This is a genomic window from Pseudomonas sp. WS 5079, from assembly GCF_012985465.1.
In the GTDB taxonomy this organism is placed as follows: Bacteria; Pseudomonadota; Gammaproteobacteria; order Pseudomonadales; family Pseudomonadaceae; genus Aquipseudomonas.
On record NZ_JAAQWN010000007.1, the window covers coordinates 301120 to 322732 of the forward strand.

Genomic DNA, 21613 nt, shown 5'->3' on the forward strand with positions numbered 1-21613 from the left:
GCCTTTTTTACGGTTAAGGCATTGATTCTTGGCGGCCTGTGAGCAACCTACATGTGGATAAGTGGGCCGCTCGCCGCTACAATGGCGGCTGTTTTTGCCTCACCGGCTTTCAACTTAGGGGATATCCGTGTCAGTGGAACTTTGGCAGCAGTGCGTGGAGCTTTTGCGCGATGAGCTGCCTGCCCAGCAATTCAACACCTGGATCCGTCCACTACAGGTCGAAGCCGAAGGCGACGAGTTGCGTGTCTACGCACCCAATCGTTTTGTTCTCGACTGGGTCAACGAGAAGTACCTAAGCCGCGTTCTCGAATTGTTCGACGAACATGGCAATGGGATGGCTCCAGCGCTCTCCTTATTAATAGGCAGCAAACGCAGCTCCGCGCCGCGTGCCGCGCCGAATGCGCCGCTGGCCGCGGCTGCCTCGCACGCCCAGGCTGCGGCAGCCCCGGTTAACCACGCACCAGCCACCGCTGCGCCAGCCCCGAGCAAATCCGTGGCGCAAAAAAATGCGCCAGTGAGCGAAGAGCCGTCCCGCGACAGCTTCGACCCCATGGCAGGAGCCAGTTCGCAGCAGGCCCCGGTGCGCGCGGAGCAGCGCACGGTCCAGGTCGAAGGTGCGCTCAAGCACACCAGTTACCTGAACCGCACCTTTACCTTTGAAAACTTCGTCGAAGGTAAATCCAACCAGTTGGCCCGCGCCGCCGCCTGGCAGGTGGCCGACAATCCCAAGCACGGTTACAACCCGCTCTTCCTTTACGGCGGCGTTGGCTTGGGTAAGACGCACTTGATGCACGCTGTGGGTAACCACCTATTAAAGAAGAATCCGAATGCCAAGGTCGTGTACCTGCACTCGGAGCGCTTCGTGGCCGACATGGTCAAGGCGTTGCAACTCAATGCGATCAACGAATTCAAGCGCTTCTATCGCTCCGTCGATGCGCTGCTGATTGATGACATTCAATTCTTCGCGCGCAAGGAACGTTCCCAGGAAGAGTTTTTCCACACGTTCAACGCCCTGCTTGAAGGCGGCCAGCAGGTCATCCTCACCAGCGACCGTTACCCGAAGGAAATCGAAGGCCTGGAAGAGCGCCTCAAATCGCGCTTCGGCTGGGGCCTGACCGTTGCGGTAGAGCCGCCGGAACTGGAAACCCGGGTCGCGATCCTGATGAAGAAAGCCGACCAGGCGAAAGTCGATCTGCCTCACGATGCGGCATTCTTCATTGCCCAGCGTATTCGCTCCAACGTGCGTGAGCTCGAAGGTGCGCTCAAGCGCGTTATCGCTCACTCGCACTTCATGGGCCGCGACATCACTATCGAGCTGATTCGCGAATCCCTGAAGGACCTGTTGGCGCTGCAAGACAAGCTGGTCAGTGTGGATAACATTCAACGCACCGTGGCCGAGTACTACAAGATCAAGATTTCCGACCTGCTGTCCAAGCGCCGCTCGCGCTCGGTAGCGCGTCCCCGTCAGGTGGCCATGGCGCTCTCCAAGGAGCTGACCAACCACAGCCTGCCGGAAATTGGCGATGTGTTTGGTGGTCGCGACCACACCACGGTCTTGCACGCGTGCCGCAAGATCAATGAACTTAAGGAATCCGACGCGGATATTCGCGAGGACTACAAGAACCTGCTGCGTACACTGACAACTTGATGAACACCAGCGCAGCTTATTAAGGCAAGGGACTAGACCATGCATTTCACCATTCAACGCGAAGCCCTGTTGAAACCCCTGCAACTGGTCGCAGGCGTCGTCGAGCGCCGACAGACCTTGCCGGTACTTTCCAACGTATTGTTGGTTGTCGAAGGCCAGCAGTTGTCGTTGACCGGTACCGACCTGGAAGTCGAACTGGTTGGTCGCGTACAGCTGGAAGAACCCGCCGAGCCCGGTGAGATCACCGTGCCTGCGCGCAAGCTGATGGATATCTGCAAAAGCCTGCCCAACGATGCGCTGATCGACATCAAGGTTGATGAGCAGAAGTTGGTGGTCAAGGCCGGGCGCAGTCGTTTCACCTTGTCGACCCTGCCGGCCAACGATTTCCCTACGGTGGAAGAAGGCCCCGGTTCGCTGACTTGCAGCCTGGAGCAAAGCCGCCTGCGCCGTTTGATCGAGCGCACCAGCTTCGCCATGGCCCAGCAGGACGTGCGTTACTACCTCAACGGCATGCTGCTGGAAGTCTCCGAAGGCATCATCCGTGCCGTGGCCACCGACGGTCACCGTCTGGCAATGTGCTCGATGAAGGCCGATATCGGTCAGCCGGACCGCCACCAGGTCATCGTGCCGCGCAAAGGTATCCTTGAACTGGCGCGCCTGCTCACCGAGCCGGACGGTAACGTCAGCATCGTCCTAGGTCAGCATCACATCCGTGCTACCACCGGCGAGTTCACCTTCACCTCCAAGCTGGTAGACGGCAAATTCCCGGACTACGAGCGCGTGCTGCCCAAAGGCGGCGACAAGCTGGTGATCGGTGATCGCCAGGCGCTACGTGAAGCGTTCAGCCGTACCGCGATCCTGTCCAACGAGAAGTACCGTGGTATTCGCCTGCAATTGGCCAACGGCCAGCTGAAAATCCAGGCCAACAACCCGGAACAGGAAGAAGCGGAAGAAGAAGTAGGCGTCGACTACAACGGTGGATCCCTGGAAATCGGCTTCAACGTGAGCTACCTGCTGGACGTGCTGGGTGTGATGACCACCGAGCAAGTGCGTCTGATCCTGTCGGACTCCAACAGCAGCGCCCTGGTGCAAGAATCCGATAACGACGACTCGGCTTATGTTGTTATGCCGATGCGCCTGTAATCATGCTCAGCAGAAGCTAGATGTCCCTCAGTCGCGTCTCGGTCACCGCGGTGCGCAATCTGCACCCGGTGACCTTCTCCCCCTCCCCCCGCATCAATATCCTCCATGGCGCCAACGGCAGTGGCAAAACCAGCGTGCTGGAAGCCATTCACTTGCTGGGCCTGGCTCGTTCCTTTCGCAGCGCCCGCCTGTTACCGGTGATTCAATACGAGCAATTGGCGTGCACCGTTTTTGGCCAAGTCGAACTGGCGCAAGGCGGGCACAGCAGCCTGGGGATATCTCGTGATCGGCAGGGAGAGTTCCAGATCCGTATCGATGGGCAGAATGCGCGCAGTGCAGCGCAGTTGGCGGAAATCCTGCCCCTGCAATTGATCAACCCTGACAGCTTCCGTTTACTGGAGGGGGCACCAAAAATTCGCCGGCAGTTCCTCGATTGGGGAGTGTTCCACGTGGAACCGAGGTTCATGGCCACGTGGCAGCGCCTGCAGAAGGCCCTGCGGCAGCGGAACTCATGGCTGCGGCATGGTACACTTGACGCCGCTTCGCAAGCGGCCTGGGACCGTGAACTGTGCCTGGCCAGCGACGAAATAGATGAATACCGCCGCACTTACATCAAAGCCTTGAAACCAGTCTTTGAACAGACCTTGAGTGAGTTGCTGGAACTCGAGGGACTGACGCTGAGCTACTACCGTGGTTGGGACAAAGAGCGTGACTTGAGTGCAGTACTCGCCACCTCTTTGCAACGGGATCAGCAAATTGGCCACACCCAGGCAGGGCCGCAACGCGCTGATTTGCGCCTTAGATTAGGTGCACATAACGCCGCGGATATCTTGTCCCGTGGCCAGCAGAAGTTGGTGGTCTGCGCGTTGCGTATCGCCCAGGGGCACTTGGTTAGCCAGGCCCGGCGCGGGCAGTGTATTTATCTGGTGGATGACTTGCCGTCCGAATTGGACGAGCAACACCGCCGCGCGCTATGCCGCTTGTTGGAAGACTTACGCTGCCAGGTATTTATTACCTGTGTAGACCACGAATTATTGAGGGAAGGCTGGCAGACGGAAACGCCAGTCGCTTTGTTCCACGTGGAACAAGGCCGTATCACCCAGACCCACGACCATCGGGAGTGAAGGCATGAGCGAAGAAAACACGTACGACTCGACCAGCATTAAAGTGCTGAAAGGTTTGGATGCCGTACGCAAACGTCCCGGTATGTACATTGGCGACACCGATGATGGTAGCGGTCTGCACCACATGGTGTTCGAGGTGGTCGACAACTCCATCGACGAAGCGCTCGCCGGCCATTGCGACGACATCAGCATCATCATCCACCCGGATGAATCCATCACCGTACGCGACAACGGTCGCGGCATTCCGGTAGATGTGCATAAAGAAGAAGGCGTATCGGCGGCAGAGGTCATCATGACCGTGCTCCACGCCGGCGGTAAGTTCGACGACAACTCCTATAAAGTATCCGGCGGTTTGCACGGTGTAGGTGTGTCGGTGGTAAACGCCCTGTCGGAAGAACTGATTCTGACTGTGCGCCGCAGCGGCAAGATCTGGGAACAGACCTACGTCCACGGCGTGCCTCAAGCACCTATGGCGATCGTTGGCGACAGCGAAACCACAGGCACCCAGATTCACTTCAAGCCTTCGGCTGACACCTTCAAGAATATCCACTTCAGCTGGGACATCCTGGCCAAGCGGATTCGTGAGCTGTCCTTCCTCAACTCCGGTGTGGGTATCGTCCTCAAGGACGAGCGCAGCGGCAAGGAAGAGCTGTTCAAGTACGAAGGCGGCCTGCGTGCATTCGTTGAATACCTGAACACCAACAAGACTGCGGTCAACCAGGTGTTCCACTTCAACATCCAGCGTGAAGACGGCATCGGCGTGGAAATCGCCTTGCAGTGGAACGACAGCTTCAACGAGAACCTGTTGTGCTTCACCAACAACATTCCACAGCGCGATGGCGGTACTCACCTGGTGGGTTTCCGTTCCGCACTGACGCGTAACCTGAACACCTACATCGAAGCCGAAGGCCTGGCGAAGAAGCATAAAGTCGCCACTACTGGTGACGATGCCCGCGAAGGCCTGACCGCGATTATTTCGGTCAAGGTCCCGGATCCGAAGTTCAGTTCCCAGACCAAAGACAAGCTGGTTTCTTCTGAAGTGAAGACGGCTGTCGAACAGGAAATGGGCAAGTACTTCTCCGACTTCCTGCTGGAAAACCCCAACGAAGCCAAGCTGGTCGTCGGCAAGATGATCGACGCGGCACGGGCCCGTGAAGCGGCGCGTAAAGCCCGTGAAATGACCCGTCGTAAAGGCGCGCTGGATATCGCTGGCCTGCCGGGCAAACTGGCGGACTGCCAGGAGAAGGACCCTGCCCTCTCCGAACTGTACCTAGTGGAAGGTGACTCTGCTGGCGGTTCCGCCAAGCAGGGTCGTAACCGTCGCACCCAGGCGATCCTGCCGTTGAAGGGTAAGATCCTCAACGTCGAGAAGGCCCGTTTCGACAAGATGATTTCCTCCCAGGAAGTCGGCACCTTGATCACCGCCCTGGGCTGTGGCATTGGTCGCGACGAGTACAACATCGACAAGTTGCGCTACCACAACATCATCATCATGACCGATGCTGACGTCGACGGTTCGCACATCCGTACCCTGCTGCTGACCTTCTTCTTCCGTCAGTTGCCGGAGCTGATCGAGCGTGGCTACATCTACATCGCCCAGCCGCCGTTGTACAAAGTGAAAAAGGGCAAGCAAGAGCAATACATCAAAGACGACGACGCCATGGAAGAGTACATGACGCAGTCGGCCCTGGAAGATGCCAGCCTGCACTTGAACGACGAAGCCCCGGGCATCTCCGGTGAGGCGCTGGAGCGTCTGGTAAACGACTTCCGCATGGTGATGAAGACCCTCAAGCGTTTGTCGCGCCTGTACCCTCAGGAGCTGACCGAGCACTTCATCTACCTGCCGGCCGTCAGCCTGGAGCAGTTGGGCGATCACGCAGCGATGCAGGATTGGCTGGCCCAGTACGAAGTGCGCCTGCGCACCGTCGAGAAGTCTGGCCTGGTGTACAAAGCCAGCCTGCGTGAAGACCGTGAACGTAACGTCTGGCTGCCAGAGGTCGAACTGATCTCCCACGGCCTGTCGAACTACGTCACCTTCAACCGCGACTTCTTCGGCAGTAACGACTACAAGACCGTAGTAACCCTGGGCGCGCAACTGAGCACCCTGCTGGACGACGGCGCTTATATTCAGCGCGGCGAACGCAAAAAGCAGGTCAAGGAGTTCAAGGAAGCCCTGGACTGGTTGATGGCAGAAAGCACCAAGCGTCACACCATCCAGCGATACAAAGGTCTGGGCGAAATGAACCCGGACCAGCTGTGGGAAACCACCATGGACCCAGCCCAGCGCCGTATGCTGCGTGTGACCATCGAAGACGCCATTGGCGCGGACCAGATCTTCAACACCCTGATGGGTGATGCGGTCGAGCCACGTCGTGACTTCATCGAGAGCAATGCCTTGGCAGTGTCCAACCTGGACTTCTGATAACGCTATTGCCAAACAAAAAAGGCCAACGTTTAACGTTGGCCTTTTTTATTGCCCAGATTTTGGAGCCCTTTTTAAATGCTCCACGTGGAACATCGGCTACGCCGTCGCTGCGGTCACGCTCTCCAACCGATAGCCGTACCCATAGATCGTCAGCAGCTGCCAACCCCGCTCCGGCGTCAGCCCAAGCTTGTTTCGTAGCCGATAAATGTGGGTATCCAGCGGGCGCGAAGACACCATTTCTTCATGGGTCCAGAACCGTTCATAGAGATATTCCCGTGACAGCGGCCGGGCCAGGTTGGCGAACAGGCAGCGTGCCAGGCGGTATTCCCTTTCGGTCAGGTTGATTGGGTCACCCGCGCGGCTGACGGTCAGTTCGGCATCGTCGAAGGTCAGGTCGTTGAAAACCAGCACTTCGGTGGCAGCAGATTTCTGCAGGCCGTGACGACGCAGGACGGCACTCACCCGTGCCTTCAGTTCGTTGGGGCGAAACGGTTTGCTGACGTAGTCATCGGCACCGCTGTTCAGGGCCTGGACGATATCGCTCTCGGCATCGCGGCTGGTCAGCATAATCACGGGCGGTGGCGCCTCCATGTGCTCACGGGTCCAGCGCAGGATCGCGATGCCGCTCAGGTCCGGCAACTGCCAATCGAGCACCAGCAAGTCGAAGGTTTCTCGGCGCAGTTGGCGCAGCAAGTCTTCGCCACGTTCGAAGCAATGCAGCGTCCATGGCTGCTCCGAGGCACTTGGGATTTGTCGCAGTGTCTGTTCCACCCGCCGCAATTCGGCAGGTTCGTCATCCAGTATCGCGACACGCATGGCAGGGTCCTTTCTTCTTGAAGAATGTTGCAGCGGTTGAAGAGAGCGTAATGGTTCACCGTTGAATCTGAACAATTGTGGCCAGTTTCTCAAGCTCCCTGAATCTCTCGGTACGCTGATATCAGATAGCCCTAAGGCCGTTAAACATCGCGTACCCAGCTGGAAAGATACCGGCTCAAGCCCCTCAGGAAAAGGATCAATGCCAATCAGGTTTTATGCGCTGTCGGGACAGGTGTGTCTCGTGCAGAAGGTCAGAGTGTGGGGAAAGATGTTCATGCTGGTGATGGCAACAGGTTTTGGCACAGAAATGGTGGATGCCTGCAGCCCGGCACAGTCTGCCCCACTTGACGAAATGACGGTGTACGCCGAATCCGTAGACGGCCTCGGTTACGCAGGACTCAGGGAAATCGATGCCCCGCAGGCGTTTCAACACGGAAGCTTGCTGGACCAGGATCAACGATGGATCTTCTAAATCTGAACAAATGTTGCACTACTCCCCTATGCACCACTCTTGTAGGTAAATTCTCTTTCGCTGAGTGACACATGGAGGGCGTGCGCGGGAAGCGCTCTCGATACACGGACGTATCATCTGTAGTCTGCGGTTCGCCATGGGCTGCTGTCGGAGGGATGTGAGGGACAGTATTTCTTCGATGTACATCCGGTTCGACGTCGTCGATCCGGCAGACACAGGGATGTGTCACCTTTCTTGGCGCCTCATCCCTACCACTACGGCTATCGAGTTCGATGCGTCATCGGGTATCGTAGGCGAGATTCAAGGTCCTGCCGCCGCAAGACGCTTTCTGAATGTGCAGTCTGACGGACCTTTAGAACTAGAACCTTGATGAGCGCCATGACCCTCTTTCCTCGTCGCTATTCCCTTTCCTCTTTGTTTGGCTCAAGCCTGGCCCTGGCGCTGGTGGTCACCAGCCCACAAGTCCTCGCCAAGCCTGCACCTGTGCGCGCGCCCTACATTGATGACAACCTGATGTGCCGGGCACAGCCGCTGCCGGCAGTCGTGCAGAACCTTACCGGTGAAGCCTGGAAGCTGGACGCCAAGGGGCGCCCCAGTGTGTTGGAAGAAGGCATGCTGATCGATGAGCAGGAAAGCGTAAAAACCTCGCCATCGGCGTTTGTCAGCCTGTTGCTGGGCGATGGCTCACGCATCGTCCTGCCCTCCAGCTCCGAGGTGCGTTTGCATTTGGTGGAAGAACAGGCGATCCCCCAGGTCATCCTGCAACAAGGCCAGGTCGAGGCCTACGTACTCAAGCGCACCAGTGACTATGACCGTTTTCAAATCGTGACCCCGGTGGGCGTACTGGGCGTGCGCGGTACGCACTTTCGTGTGCGTAACGACGATCAGCAATCGGTGGTCGAAGTACTCAACGGCCAGGTAGCCGCCAGCCGGACCGAACCGCAGCCGGTAGGCAAACAGCTGAAGAAAAAGCCGCAGACGGGCCCGGTGGAAGGTGAACTGAAGGTCGGCGCTAGACAAGGTGTGCTGCTCAAGCCCCAGGGCGAGTTGAAGACAGTCGACCTTTTGCCCGCGCCGCGCCTGATGGGCCAGGACGGCCAGAAAGGCGATGCGCCGGTATGGACATTGATCCTGCACCCGCAACCGGGGGCCCAGCGCTACCGTGCGCAAGTAGCTACCGATAAAACCTTCATGAACATCAAGCAGGAAAACTTCTCCAGTGAGCCGCGCTTGAGCTTCACTGGACTCAAGGCCTCGTTCTATCACGTGCGCGTGTCGGCCTTTGATGACCAGGGACTGGAAGGAGAAGCAGGCGTTTATGACATCTTCTATTACCCACCTGCCACCCGTGTGCAGTAGCAGCGCGGCGCTCGCACGGTGAAGTGGTGGCGCCGGGCTGAACAGCGCCAGCCGACCCAGGCCCAACGCCTGTTCAATGGGCTGGTCAGGGAGTGGCTGTGGATCGGTCTGCTTCTGCTGCCGATGACAGCCTTTCTGTCGCTAAGCCCCGGCCTTGCCCTGAATAACCTGCTGTACGACAGCCTGCGGCGCATGGCGCCGTTGCCGGTGGATCCGCGCATCCTGCTGGTGAACATTGACGACATGAGCCTCAAGGAACTCGGTCAATGGCCGTGGTCGCGGCGCCTGCATGCCGACCTGATTGACCAGTTGAGTGCGGCCAAACCCGCCGGGATCCTGCTCGATGTGATCTTCAGCGAACCGGCGCGCGAGCCGGCCAATGATCAACGCCTGGCCCAGGCGATGTGCAATGCCGGCAATGTCCTGCTGCCGTTGATTCGCGAAGGCACGCCGCGCCTGGGGCAACCCATCGCGCAGATCCTCCCTGTGCTGCCACTGCGCGATTGTGCGAGGGGGGTGGGTCATATCAACGTGGAAGCGGACAGCGACGGTATTGTGCGCAGCCTGTACCTGCGTGAGGGGCCGCCGGGGCAACTGGTCCCGCAACTGGCCTGGTTGGCCTTCGAGCTGACCGGCCAGCACACCGATATGCCAGGGCTGTCAGCGTCTTCTGAAGTAACCGATTGGCAGCGTGACAATGCCATCCGCATCCCATTTATCGCCACCGATCACGGCTTTCCCAGCGTGCCGTATGTCAGTGTCTTGCGCGGTGAGGTCCCTGCCCAACTGTTGCGTGACCGGATCATTCTGGTGGGGGCTACTGCACCGGGCATGGGCGATCGCTATGTGACACCGCTTTCGGCCAGCGTCGGTACCACCCCGGGCGTCGAGATCCAGGCCAATATCCTCAACGGCCTGCTGCAAGGGCGCAGCATTACCGTGTTGCCTGGCTGGCTGGCCACGCTGCTGTCCACCGCGATGGTGGCCTTGTTGCTGGGCCTGCTGCTGTTGCGCCCGCGTTATGCGCTGTGGCTGACCCTGGGCTGCATGGCGGGCGCCCTCCTCGCTTCCTGGGGCTTGTTGCGCCTGGGGCTCTGGTGGTCGCCAGCGGCCACGCTGATCGGCATGCTGCTGGGCTACCTGATCTGGAACTGGCGCCGCCTGAGCGTAATCCTCGCTTACTTCGGCTGGGAATTGGCGCGCCTGGACAGCGAGCCCAAGGTGCTGCCGGAACGCCGTCGCGCGGCCGTCAGCAACGGTGATGTGTTGCAGGGCCGTATCGTGGCCCTGGAGCAAGCGGTCAGTCGTACCCGCGACACCCGGCGTTTTATGGCCGATGGCCTGGAGTGCTTGCCGGTCGCTACGCTGATTACCGATCCCACAGGCGAGATCCTGTTGGCCAATCGGATCGCCCGCGATGTGTTTGGCAACGAACTGATTGCCCAGAACCTGCTGCAGCAACTGGCGGCACTGGGTTACCCGCCCTTGCAAGGCCAGGTACATACGCCGCTATCGGCCCTGGAAATCATCGAGTTCCGCGATACCCAGCAACGCAGCCTGCGCCTGGAACTGGCGCCTCTGTTACCGGCCGACGGTGATGTGGCGTTGGGGTGGCTGTTGAGCTTGACTGACCTGAGTATCGAACGCGACGCCCAGCAGCAACGTGAAACCCTGCTGCGGTTTCTCTCCCATGATCTGCGGGCGCCCCACTCGGCAATCCTCGCGTTGCTGGATGTGCAACGGCATGAAGCCTCAGACGTTCCGCAGGTCTTTACCCAGATCGAACAGCAAGTGCGACGCGCATTGAATTTGACCGAATCGTTCGTTCAACTGGCCAAGGCCGAGTCCGACGGTTATCAGTTTGAGCCCAGCCTGTTTGCCATGTTGGTGCTCGATGCGTTTGACCAGGTCGCGCTGCTGGCCCAATTGAAACATATCCAATTGGTCCACGACCTGGACGAGGCTGGTGAGCAAATGGTCCTCGCGGATCAGTCGCTGCTCACCCGAGCCTTGTTCAACCTGATGGAGAATGCGATCAAGTACAGCCCAGCCGGCACCACGGTGACGGTGCGCCTCGAACGCAACGGCCAATGGCTGGCTTGTCATATCCAGGACCAGGGCCCCGGCATCGCGGCCCAGGAGCTGCCTGAACTGTTCAGCCAATACCGACGTTTTGCTTCGGCCCAGGGCAGCGAAGGCCTGGGGCTGGGCCTGACCATGGTCAAGGCGGTGATGGACCGCCATGGGGGGCGGATCGACTGTGTGAGTGTGGTGGGGCAAGGCACGGTTTTCAGCCTGCAGATGCCGTTGTGGGAGGAGTAAACGGCTGTGCATAAAAAACCGGCCGCAAGGGCCGGTCTTCAACGCTCCAAAAAAACTTATGCACGTTTTCCGGTGTTTTATTAGCTTAAGAAATATGTAATAGAATCATAAGCCTACAAGCGAAAAACTGCATTTCGCCAACAAACCGTGCACAGGTTATCCACAGAACGTCAGATCACCGCCTGGTCCGCTGCAACCGGCAGTGGCGGCAGCGAACCCATGGCCCGTTGCTGCGCCTCATTCCACGCTGCAGCGCGGTCATTGAGCGCGGCAATTGCACGCGGTCCTTCCCCTTGCGCATACATCGGCTCGCCGATCACCACGGTGATGGTGCCTTTGCGCTTGGCCCAGCCTTCCTTGGGCCAGAACTTGCCGGCATTGTGGGCAATCGGCAGTACTGGCAGGTTGGCGTTGACCGCCAATGCCGTACCGCCCCGGGAGAACTTGCCTACAGTGCCAAAGGGTACGCGAGTGCCCTCCGGGAAGATCAGTACCCACACCCCATCCTTGAGCAGCTCGTCACCCTTCTTCGCCACATGCTTGAGCGCGGCCTTGGGGTTGTCGCGGTCGATGGCAATCGGGCGCAGCATGGCCATCGCCCAGCCAAAGAACGGCACGAACAGCAACTCACGCTTGAGCACCTGGCTCAGGGGCGAGAAATACGCGGAAAGAAAGAAGGTCTCCCAGGTGCTCTGGTGGTTCGACAGGATCACGCACGGCTGGTCCGGCACATTCTCGGCACCCTTGACCTCGAAACGAATGCCCAGGAACACCTTGGTCAGCCACAACGCGCAGCGGCACCAATAGACGTTGATAAAGCGATAGCGCGCCTTGAATGGCAAAAAGGGCGCGATAAAAAAGCTCAGGGTGCACCAGAGAAACGAACTGGTGCCCAGCAGCAGGTAAAAGAAGAAGGTTCTGATGGCCTGCAAAATCGACATGGCAGCATTTACCGTTGCGGGACAACGCCCGCCTGTTAAAAGTGCACTCCCGAACAATCCTTGGTCAGGAAGTCGAGGGCGACTAGTTGTTGATAAGTTCTGCGGCAACCGCCGCCAGATCGTCAAAAATCAAGGTGCCGACCGGCAGGTTTTTCGCCTGGGTCTTTTCGCCTTTCCCGGTCTTTACCAAAACTGGCTGAGAGTCGACGGCTTTGGCGGCCTCCAGGTCACCGAGACTGTCCCCGACGAACCATATCCCAGCCAGGGGCACCTTGTAATGTTCTGAAATGATTTTCAACATGCCAGGCTTGGGTTTGCGGCAATCGCAACCCTCATCCGGCCCGTGGGGGCAGTACACCACCAGCCCCACCTCACCGCCCTGCTCGGCCACCAATGCGCGCAGGCGCGCGTGCATGGCGTCCAGGGTGGCGATGTCGTAGTAGCCGCGGGCGATGCCGGACTGGTTGGTAGCGATGGCTACCGTCCAGCCGGCCTTGCTCAACTGCGCGATGGCCTCGACCGAGCCGGGCAGCGGGATCCACTCCTCCACCGACTTGATGTAAGCGTCGGAGTCGTAATTGATCACCCCGTCCCGATCGAGAATCAGCAGTTTCAACATGATCAGCTCAGCGTCGAGATGTCAGCGATGTTGACGAACAAGCCGCGCAGGCGCGCCAGCATGGCGTAGCGGTTTTTCCGCACGCCAGCATCTTCGGCATTGATCATCACCGCCTCGAAGAACGCATCCACCGGCTCACGCAAGGTGGCCAGGCGCGCCAGGGCTTCGGCGTAGTTGCGCTCGGCGATCAGCGGCTTCACTGCGTTTTCTGCCTTGGCGATGGCCGAGTTCAGCGAGAACTCCTTGGCATCGGCAAACAGGCCAGGGTCGACATCGGCATTGCCCAGGCCTTCGGCCTTGCTCAGCAGGTTCGACACGCGCTTGTTCACGGCGGCCAGGGCGTCCGCTTCCGGCAGCTTGCGGAACGCTTGTACGGCTTGCACACGCTGGTCGAAGTCCAGTGCCGAACCCGGTTGCAGGGCACGTACCGACAGGTAGACGGAAACGTCCACGCCTTCGTCTTCGTAGCGCGCACGCAGGCGGTCGAACACGAACTCCAGCACTTGCTCGGCCAGGCCGGCTTGCTTGACCTTGCCACCAAACTGGCCGACGGCAAATACCACGGCCTGGGTCAGGTCGAGGTCGAGCTTTTTGTCGATCAGGATGCGCAGCACGCCCAGGGCGGCACGGCGCAGGGCATATGGGTCTTTGCTGCCGGTCGGCAACATGCCGATGCCAAAGATACCGACCAGGGTATCCAGCTTGTCGGCGATGGCCACGGCCGCACCGGTCAGGGTGGTTGGCAGCTCGGCGCCAGCGCCACGCGGCATGTACTGCTCGTTCAAGGCCAGGGCGACGTCTTCAGGCTCGCCGTCATTGAGCGCGTAGTAGTAACCGGCCACGCCTTGCATTTCCGGGAACTCGCCGACCATCTCGGTGGCCAGGTCGCATTTGCACAGCAGGCCCGCGCGTGCGGCCAAGGCAGCGTCGCCGCCAATGCGTGGGGCGATGTAGGCCGCCAGCTTGGAAACCCGCACAGCCTTGTCGTAGACGCTGCCCAGCTTCTCCTGGAACACCACGTTCTGCAGGCGCAGGTTGAAGTCTTCGAGCTTCTGCTTCTTGTCTTGCTTGAAGAAGAACTCGGCGTCGGTCAGGCGCGGGCGTACGACTTTTTCGTTACCGGCGATGATCTGCTGCGGGTCCTTGCTTTCGATGTTGGCCACGGTGATAAAGCGCGGCAGCAACTTGCCGTCCACATCCAGCAGGCAGAAATACTTCTGGTTGTCCTGCATGGTGGTGATCAGGGCTTCTTGCGGCACATCGAGGAAACGCTCTTCGAACGAGCACACCAGTGGCACCGGCCACTCGACCAGCGCAGTTACTTCGTCGAGCAGGCTTGGCGGCACGATGGCAGTGCCTTCCTGCAAACGGGCCAGCTCTTCGGTGCGCTTGCTGATCAGCTCGCGACGCTCGTTGGCGTCGGCCAGCACGTAGGCGGCACGCAGGTCAGTGGCGTAGTTGGCCGGCGAGGTGATGCGCACGGCTTCAGGATGGTGGAAGCGGTGACCACGGGACTCACGACCGGCCTTCTGGGCGAGGATGGTGCAATCGATGACTTCGTCACCGAGCAGCATCACCAACCATTGGGTCGGACGTACGAACTCTTCCTTGCGTGCACCCCAGCGCATGCGCTTGGGGATCGGCAGGTCATTGAGAGAATCTTCAACGATAGTCGGCAACAGGCTGGCGGTCGGCTTGCCCTTGATGACTTGGCTGAAACGCAGTTTCGGGCCGCTCTGGTCGATCTCGCTCAGCTCGACGCCGCACTTCTTGGCAAAACCAAGGGCAGCCTGGGTCGGGTTGCCTTCAGCATCAAAGGCGGCCTGGCGTGGCGGGCCGTCGAGGTTGATGTTGCGGTCCGGCTGCTGGGTTTCCAGCGCGGTCAGCAATACTGCCAGGCGACGTGGCGCGGCGTAGACCTTCTTGGCTTCAAACTTCAGGCCGGCAGTCTGCAGGCCTTTCTCGATGCCGGCCAAAAATGCATCGGCCAGGGTGTTGAGGGCCTTGGGTGGCAGCTCTTCGGTACCCAGTTCAACCAGGAAATCTTGAGCACTCATTGTGCAGCCTCCAGCTTAGCCAACACTTCATCACGCAGATCCGGGGTCGCCATCGGGAAGCCCAGCTTGGCGCGAGCCAGCAGGTAGGCTTGCGCAACGGAACGCGCCAGGGTGCGGACACGCAGGATGTATTGCTGGCGCGCGGTTACCGAGATGGCACGGCGGGCGTCCAGCAGGTTGAAGGTGTGGGATGCCTTCAGGACCATTTCGTAGCTTGGCAACGGCAGCGGTTGATCCAGTTCGATCAGGCGCTTGGCTTCGCTTTCGTAGAAGTCGAACAGTTCGAACAGCTTCTCGACGTTGGCGTGTTCGAAGTTGTAGGTCGACTGTTCCACTTCGTTCTGGTGGAACACATCGCCATACGTCACTTTGCCGAACGGGCCGTCAGCCCACACCAGGTCGTAGACCGAGTCCACGCCCTGCAGGTACATGGCCAGGCGTTCCAGGCCGTAGGTGATTTCGCCGGTCACCGGGTAGCACTCGATGCCGCCCGCCTGCTGGAAGTAGGTGAACTGCGTGACTTCCATGCCGTTGAGCCAGACTTCCCAGCCCAGGCCCCAGGCGCCGAGGGTTGGCGATTCCCAGTTGTCTTCGACGAAACGGATGTCGTGGACCAGTGGGTCCAGGCCGACATGTTTCAGCGAACCCAGGTACAGCTCCTGGAAGTTGTCCGGGTTGGGCTTGAGGACCACCTGGAACTGATAGTAGTGCTGCAGGCGGTTGGGGTTTTCGCCGTAGCGGCCGTCAGTCGGGCGACGACTGGGCTGCACATAAGCGGCGTTCCAGGTTTCCGGGCCGATGGCCCGCAGGAATGTTGCGGTGTGGAAAGTGCCGGCGCCTACTTCCATATCGTAGGGCTGAAGTACCACACAACCTTGCTCGGCCCAGTATTGCTGGAGGGCGAGGATCAAGTCTTGGAAGGTACGCACGGCTGGCGTAGGCTGGCTCACAAAATTCACCTGTTACTTGGGCTGCGATTTAAAGGGCGGGAGTATACCCGATTCGGCCCCGCCACCACTCCCTGGAGCCTTATGCCACGCTGCTTTTGGTGTTCTGAAGATCCGCTGTACATGGCTTATCACGATCAAGAGTGGGGAACGCCGCTGCGCGATGCGCAGGGTTTGTTCGAGTTGCTTTTGCTCGAAGGGTTCCAGGCGGGCCTGTCCTGGATCACCGTTTTACGCAAACGCGAGCATTATCGAAAGGTCTTGTTCGGTTTTGATCCAAAGCGCCTGGCGCAGTTGAGCGATGCCCAGATCGAGCAGTTGATGCTCGACCCAGGCATTGTGCGCAACCGCTTGAAACTCAATGCCACCCGGCGCAATGCCGCGGCCTGGCTGGCGCTGGAGGACCCGGTGGGGTTGCTCTGGTCGTTTGTCGGTGGTGTGCCCAAGGTCAATCACTTCAAGGATCGCAGCCAGGTCCCGGCGATTACGCCAGAGGCCGAAGCCATGAGCAAAGCCCTCAAGAAAGCCGGCTTCACGTTCGTCGGGCCGACCATCTGCTACGCGTTCATGCAGGCCTCAGGGATGGTCATGGACCACACCCAGGACTGTGACCGTTACGCGGACTTGGTCAACGCCGGGTAGAATGGCCGCTTTGCGCACCACACACGATCAGGAGTGACCTGTGGAAAAGTTAAAAGGCGTCTTGCTGGTAGGCGCTCTGCGATTGTTTGCCCTGCTGCCCTGGCGCGCCGTGCAAGCCGTGGGTTCGGCGATTGGCTGGATCATGTGGAAGACCCCCAACCGCTCCCGCGACACGGTGCGGATCAACCTATCCAAGTGTTTCCCGGACATGGACCCGGCCGAGCGCGAGCGCCTGGTCGGCCAGAGCCTGATGGACATCGGCAAGTCCCTGACCGAGAGCGCGTGCGCCTGGATCTGGCCGGCCCAGCGTTCTATCGACCTGGTACGTGAAGTCGAAGGCCTGGAAGTGCTGCAGCAAGCCCTGGCCTCTGGCAAAGGCGTGGTCGGCATCACCAGCCACCTGGGCAACTGGGAAGTGTTGAACCACTTCTATTGCAGCCAGTGCAAACCGATCATTTTTTATCGCCCGCCCAAGCTCAAGGCGGTGGATGACCTGCTGCGCAAGCAACGCGTGCAGTTGGGCAACCGGGTGGCGGCGTCGACCAAAGAAGGCATCCTCAGCGTCATCAAGGAAGTGCGCAAGGGCGGCCAGGTGGGGATTCCCGCTGACCCGGAGCCGGCAGAATCGGCCGGGATCTTCGTACCGTTCTTCGCCACCCAGGCGCTGACCAGCAAGTTCGTGCCGAATATGCTCGCCGGCCATAAGGCGGTGGGCGTGTTCCTGCATGCCCTGCGGCTGCCGGACGGCTCGGGTTACAAAGTGATCCTGGAAGCGGCGCCAGAAGACATGTACAGCACCGACACGGCCACGTCCTGCGCGGCGATGAGCAAGGTGGTGGAGCGTTATGTCGGCGCCTACCCGAGCCAGTACATGTGGAGCATGAAGCGCTTCAAGAAACGCCCGCCGGGCGAGGCGCGTTGGTACTGATACACCCGGCTCTGCAAGCAACAAAGATCAAATGTAGGAGCTGGCTTGCCTGCGATAGCATCGCCTCGGTGTCACTGAGAGACCGAGTCGCCTGCATCGCAGGCAAGCCAGCTCCCACAGGGGGTGCCTCAGGCTTGGCGATCGAGTTTTTTCAGGAACACCGTCATCTCTTTCTCGGCCTGCTTGTCGCCATGGGCCTGGGCCGCTTCGATACCCTTCTCCCATGCCTGGCGTGCCGCGTCTTTATCGCCGAGCGCAGCGTGTGCCTTGCCCAGCAGCTTCCACGCCGCCGAATACTTCGGGTCAAACCCGACGCACTTGCCTAAATGCTCGGCTGCCTTGGCGTTGTCCTTCAAATCCAGGTAACCCTTGCCCAAGCCAAAGCGCAGCAGCGAGTTATCCACACCCTTGGCGAGCATTTTTTCCAGGGATTCGAGCATGTCGGTCTCTCCGTCAGATCAGAAAAAGCTCAACCCCACGTGGAACAACTTCTCCACATCGCGGATATGTTTTTTATCCACCAGGAACAGGATCACATGGTCGCCCGTGGCGATCACCGTATCGTCATGGGCGATGATCACTTCTTCATCGCGGATGATCGCGCCAATGGTGGTGCCCGGTGGCAAGCCGATATCACGGATCGCCCGGCCGATCACCTTGCTCGACTTGGAGTCACCGTGGGCGATCGCCTCGATGGCTTCCGCCGCCCCCCGGCGCAATGAGTGCACGCTGACGATATCGCCGCGCCGCACGTGGGCCAGCAGGGTACCGATGGTGGCCAATTGCGGGCTGATGGCAATGTCGATGTCGCCACCCTGGATCAGGTCCACATAGGCCGGGTTGTTGATGATGGTCATCACCTTCTTCGCCCCCAGCCGCTTGGCCAGCAGCGACGACATGATATTGGCCTCGTCGTCGTTGGTCAGGGCCAGGAAGATATCGGCGTCAGCGATGTTCTCTTCCATCAGCAGGTCGCGATCCGAAGCGCTGCCTTGCAGCACCACGGTGCTGTCGAGGGTATCGGACAAGTAGCGGCAGCGCGCGGCGTTCATCTCGATGATCTTCACCTGGTAGCGGCTTTCGATGGCCTCGGCCAGGCGCTCGCCGATCTGCCCGCCGCCGGCGATGACGATGCGCTTGTAGCTCTCGTCGAGCCGGCGCATTTCGCTCATCACGGCACGAATATTGGCCTTGGCGGCGATGAAGAAGACTTCGTCGTCGGCTTCGATCACCGTGTCGCCCTGGGGCAGGATCGGCCGGTCGCGACGGAAAATCGCGGCCACGCGGGTTTCCACATTCGGCATATGTTCGCGCAGCTGGCGCAGTTGCTGGCCCACCAGCGGCCCGCCGTAGTAGGCCTTGACCGCCACCAGTTGCGCCTTGCCTTCGGCGAAGTCGATTACCTGCAGCGCGCCGGGGATTTCGATCAGGCGCTTGATGTAGTGGGTAACCACTTGCTCGGGGCTGATCAGCACGTCCACCGGAATCGCGTCGTTGTCGAACAGGCCGGCGCGGGTCAGGTAGGCCGCTTCACGCACCCGGGCGATCTTGGTCGGGGTGTGGAACAGGGTGTGGGCGACCTGGCAGGCGACCATATTGGTCTCGTCACTGTTGGTCACCGCCACCAGCATGTCGGCATCGTCGGCGCCGGCCTGGCGCAGCACGGTGGGGAACGAGGCACGGCCCTGGACCGTACGGATATCCAGGCGATCGCCCAGACCGCGCAGGCGTTCGGCGTCGGTGTCGACCACGGTAATGTCGTTGGCTTCACTGGCCAAATGCTCGGCCAGCGTACCGCCGACCTGCCCTGCGCCAAGGATGATGATCTTCATCCGGTCACTCCCTTAAAAACCATTCAACCGCGTGCCGCGGCAATCTTGATCAGCTTGGCGTAATAGAAGCCATCGTGCCCGCCTTCCTGCGCCAGCAACTGGCGGCCGTGGGGCTGCTTGATGCCGGCGGTAGTGGCAATGTCCAACTCCCGCGCGCCGCTGGTGCGGGCGAGGAAGGCTTCGATCACGTCGGTGTTTTCGGTCGGCAAGGTCGAGCAGGTGGCGTAGAGCAGGATGCCACCGACTTCCAGCGTCGGCCACAGCGCGTCCAGCAACTCGCCTTGCAGCACAGCCAGGGCGGCGATGTCGTCGGGTTGGCGGGTGAGCTTGATATCCGGGTGACGGCGGATCACACCGGTGGCGGAACAGGGTGCGTCCAGCAGGATGCGCTGGAACGGCTTGCCATCCCACCAGGCGGCGGTGTCGCGCCCATCGGCGGCAATCAGCTCGGCGTCCAGGCCCAGGCGCGCGAGGTTTTCGCGCACGCGCACCAGGCGCTTGGCTTCCAGGTCGACGGCGACGACGCCGGCCAGGCCCGGCTGCACTTCCATGATGTGGCAGGTCTTGCCGCCTGGGGCGCAGCAGGCGTCCAGCACCCGCTGGCCCGGTGCCAGGTCGAGCAGGTCGGCGGCCAGTTGCGCGGCTTCGTCCTGCACGCTGATCCAGCCTTCGGCAAAGCCTGGCAGGCTGCGCACATCACCTGCGGTCTCCAGCACGATGCCGTCCTGGCTGTACACGCAGGCGCTGGCATTGATGCCGGCCTCTGCCAGTAGTTGGAGATAGGCATCGCGGCTGTGATGGCGGCGATTGACCCGCAGAATCATCGGCGGGTGGGCATTGTTGGCGGCGCAGATGGCTTCCCACTGCTCTGGCCAGAATGCCTTGAGGGATTTTTGCAGCCAGCGCGGGTGCGCGGTGCGCACTACCGGGTCGTGTTCGAGCTCGGCCAGCAACCCCTCGCTTTCGCGCTGGGCACGGCGCAGCACGGCGTTGAGCAAGGCCTTGGCCCAGGGCTTTTTCAGCTTGTCGGCGCACCCCACGGTTTCGCCGATGGCGGCGTGGGCCGGCACGCGGCTGTAGAGCAACTGGTAGAGGCCCACCAGCAGCAGCGCCTCGACGTCGGAATCGACGGCCTTGAACGGCTTTTGCAGCAGCTTGGCCGCCAGCGCCGACAGACGCGGCTGCCAGCGGGCGGTGCCAAAGGCCAGGTCCTGGGTGAAGCCGCGATCGCGGTCTTCGACTTTATCCAGTTGCACCGGCAACGAGCTGTTCAGGGAAGCCTTGCCATTGAGCACGGCGGCCAGGGCCTTGGCGGCGGCCAAACGCGGGTTCATCAAGCGTCCACTCCGAGGATGATGCCGGGGGCAAATTTCTCACGACGGCTGTTGAACAAGTCGCTGAAGTTCAGCGCCTTGCCGCCGGGCAATTGCAGACGAGTCAGACACAGTGCCTGTTCGCCGCAGGCCACCAGCAGGCCTTCCTTGCTGGCGCCGATGATTTCACCGGGTGCGCCGCTGCCGTCGGCCAGGGTGGCGGCGAGGACTTTCAAGGCTTCGCCATTGAGGGTGCTGTGGCAGATCGGCCACGGGTTGAAGGCACGTACCAGGCGCTCCAGTTCCACGGCCGGGCGGCTCCAGTCGATGCGCGCTTCGTCCTTGTTCAGCTTGTGGGCGTAGGTGGCGAGGCTGTCGTCCTGCGCTTCACCGTGCAAGGTGCCAGCCGCGAGGCCGGCAATCGCCTCGACCACCGCTGGCGGGCCCATCTCGGCCAGGCGGTCGTGCAGGCTGCCGCCGGTGTCTTGGGCGGTGATGGGCGTGGTGACCTTGAGCAGCATCGGCCCGGTGTCCAGGCCAGCTTCCATGCGCATCACGGTCACGCCGCTTTGTGCGTCACCGGCTTGCACCGCGCGCTGGATCGGCGCCGCACCGCGCCAGCGCGGTAGCAGCGAGGCGTGGCTGTTGATACAACCCAGGCGCGGGATATCCAGCACTGCTTGGGGGAGGATCAGGCCGTAGGCCACCACCACCAGCAGGTCCGGCTGCAGTGCTGCCAGTTCAGCCTGGGCCTCGGCATTGCGCAGGGTCGGCGGTTGCAGCACGACGATTCCGTTTTCCAGCGCCAGTTGCTTGACCGGGCTGGGCATCAGTTTTTGCCCACGGCCGGCCGGGCGATCCGGCTGGGTGTACACCGCGACGATTTCATAAGGGCTGGCAAGCAGGGCCTTGAGGTGTTCGGCGGCAAATTCAGGGGTGCCGGCAAAAACGATGCGCAGTGGCTCGGTCATGGGAAACGTCTCACAAAAGAAAAAGGCTTGCCGGAGCAAGCCTTTGAAAGAAGG

At 60.5% G+C, this 21613-nt stretch carries 18 protein-coding genes; 9 read left to right on the forward strand and 9 right to left on the reverse strand.

Annotated features, from left to right (window positions below):
- The first annotated feature begins 127 nt into the window (after positions 1–127).
- The 4 genes from dnaA to gyrB are packed head-to-tail and all read left to right on the forward strand — an operon-like array spanning position 128 to position 6337.
- Positions 128–1648 carry a chromosomal replication initiator protein DnaA gene (gene dnaA / locus HBO05_RS20200; protein WP_169954065.1) on the forward strand — a complete coding sequence of 507 codons (1521 nt, stop codon included), beginning with the start codon at positions 128–130 and terminating at the stop codon, positions 1646–1648.
- 39 nt (positions 1649–1687) lie between these two features.
- Entirely contained in the window at positions 1688–2791 is a 1104-nt protein-coding gene (gene dnaN, locus HBO05_RS20205) for a DNA polymerase III subunit beta (RefSeq protein ID WP_057439291.1), read from the forward strand.
- A gap of 20 nt (positions 2792–2811) precedes the next feature.
- Positions 2812–3915: a DNA replication/repair protein RecF gene (gene recF / locus HBO05_RS20210; RefSeq protein ID WP_029290195.1), complete on the forward strand. Its 1104-nt coding sequence runs from the start codon at positions 2812–2814 to the stop codon at positions 3913–3915.
- 4 nt (positions 3916–3919) lie between these two features.
- The gene (gene gyrB / locus HBO05_RS20215) at positions 3920–6337 is read left to right on the forward strand and encodes a DNA topoisomerase (ATP-hydrolyzing) subunit B (protein WP_032857164.1); all 2418 of its coding nucleotides are present in this window, start codon (positions 3920–3922) and stop codon (positions 6335–6337) included.
- A gap of 99 nt (positions 6338–6436) precedes the next feature.
- Here gyrB and HBO05_RS20220 read toward each other — a convergent pair whose 3' ends face one another.
- Complete coding sequence (locus tag HBO05_RS20220) at positions 6437–7156, reverse strand: response regulator transcription factor (RefSeq protein ID WP_032857163.1); 720 nt, start codon at positions 7154–7156, stop codon at positions 6437–6439.
- A 199-nt stretch (positions 7157–7355) separates the two neighbouring features.
- Here HBO05_RS20220 and HBO05_RS20225 point away from each other — a divergent pair, with 199 nt between their 5' ends.
- The 3 genes from HBO05_RS20225 (at position 7356) to HBO05_RS20235 (ending at position 11309) form a co-directional block, all read left to right on the forward strand.
- The gene (locus HBO05_RS20225; RefSeq protein WP_170042009.1) at positions 7356–7628 is read left to right on the forward strand and encodes a hypothetical protein; all 273 of its coding nucleotides are present in this window, start codon (positions 7356–7358) and stop codon (positions 7626–7628) included.
- Positions 7629–7997: 369 nt separating this feature from the next.
- A complete protein-coding gene (locus tag HBO05_RS20230) occupies positions 7998–8987 on the forward strand; it encodes a FecR domain-containing protein (protein WP_172313843.1) in 990 nt (329 codons plus the stop codon).
- An 18-nt stretch (positions 8988–9005) separates the two neighbouring features.
- Positions 9006–11309: a CHASE2 domain-containing protein gene (locus HBO05_RS20235; RefSeq protein WP_172313845.1), complete on the forward strand. Its 2304-nt coding sequence runs from the start codon at positions 9006–9008 to the stop codon at positions 11307–11309.
- A 170-nt stretch (positions 11310–11479) separates the two neighbouring features.
- Here HBO05_RS20235 and HBO05_RS20240 read toward each other — a convergent pair whose 3' ends face one another.
- The 4 genes from HBO05_RS20240 to glyQ all read right to left on the reverse strand — a co-directional run bounded on the left by HBO05_RS20240 (position 11480) and on the right by glyQ (position 15876).
- The gene (locus HBO05_RS20240; protein ID WP_169954070.1) at positions 11480–12250 is read right to left on the reverse strand and encodes a lysophospholipid acyltransferase family protein; all 771 of its coding nucleotides are present in this window, start codon (positions 12248–12250) and stop codon (positions 11480–11482) included.
- 82 nt (positions 12251–12332) lie between these two features.
- Entirely contained in the window at positions 12333–12872 is a 540-nt protein-coding gene (gene gmhB, locus HBO05_RS20245) for a D-glycero-beta-D-manno-heptose 1,7-bisphosphate 7-phosphatase (protein ID WP_169954151.1), read from the reverse strand.
- Positions 12872–14926 carry a glycine--tRNA ligase subunit beta gene (gene glyS / locus HBO05_RS20250; protein WP_170042006.1) on the reverse strand — a complete coding sequence of 685 codons (2055 nt, stop codon included), beginning with the start codon at positions 14924–14926 and terminating at the stop codon, positions 12872–12874. Before glyS ends, gmhB begins: the two co-directional genes overlap by 1 nt.
- On the reverse strand, positions 14923–15876 hold the full coding sequence (gene glyQ / locus HBO05_RS20255; RefSeq protein ID WP_003213601.1) for a glycine--tRNA ligase subunit alpha: 954 nt from the start codon (positions 15874–15876) through the stop codon (positions 14923–14925). Before glyQ ends, glyS begins: the two co-directional genes overlap by 4 nt.
- A gap of 81 nt (positions 15877–15957) precedes the next feature.
- Between glyQ and tag the strand changes: the two genes are divergently transcribed.
- Both tag and HBO05_RS20265 read left to right on the forward strand, forming a co-directional pair.
- Positions 15958–16515, forward strand: a complete 558-nt coding sequence (tag, locus tag HBO05_RS20260) for a DNA-3-methyladenine glycosylase I (protein WP_169954072.1) — start codon at positions 15958–15960, stop codon at positions 16513–16515.
- A 40-nt stretch (positions 16516–16555) separates the two neighbouring features.
- Entirely contained in the window at positions 16556–17443 is an 888-nt protein-coding gene (locus tag HBO05_RS20265; RefSeq protein WP_169954073.1) for a lysophospholipid acyltransferase, read from the forward strand.
- Positions 17444–17571: 128 nt separating this feature from the next.
- Here the strand turns inward: HBO05_RS20265 and HBO05_RS20270 are convergent, their stop codons facing one another.
- From HBO05_RS20270 to fmt, 4 genes are read right to left on the reverse strand one after another with little or no spacing between them, the layout of a single operon-like run.
- Complete coding sequence (locus HBO05_RS20270) at positions 17572–17883, reverse strand: tetratricopeptide repeat protein (protein ID WP_170057464.1); 312 nt, start codon at positions 17881–17883, stop codon at positions 17572–17574.
- 18 nt (positions 17884–17901) lie between these two features.
- Positions 17902–19275: a Trk system potassium transporter TrkA gene (gene trkA, locus HBO05_RS20275; RefSeq protein WP_057957876.1), complete on the reverse strand. Its 1374-nt coding sequence runs from the start codon at positions 19273–19275 to the stop codon at positions 17902–17904.
- A gap of 23 nt (positions 19276–19298) precedes the next feature.
- Positions 19299–20609: a 16S rRNA (cytosine(967)-C(5))-methyltransferase RsmB gene (rsmB, locus tag HBO05_RS20280; protein WP_172313847.1), complete on the reverse strand. Its 1311-nt coding sequence runs from the start codon at positions 20607–20609 to the stop codon at positions 19299–19301.
- Positions 20609–21559 carry a methionyl-tRNA formyltransferase gene (gene fmt / locus HBO05_RS20285; protein WP_172313849.1) on the reverse strand — a complete coding sequence of 317 codons (951 nt, stop codon included), beginning with the start codon at positions 21557–21559 and terminating at the stop codon, positions 20609–20611. Before fmt ends, rsmB begins: the two co-directional genes overlap by 1 nt.
- Positions 21560–21613 lie beyond the last annotated feature (54 nt).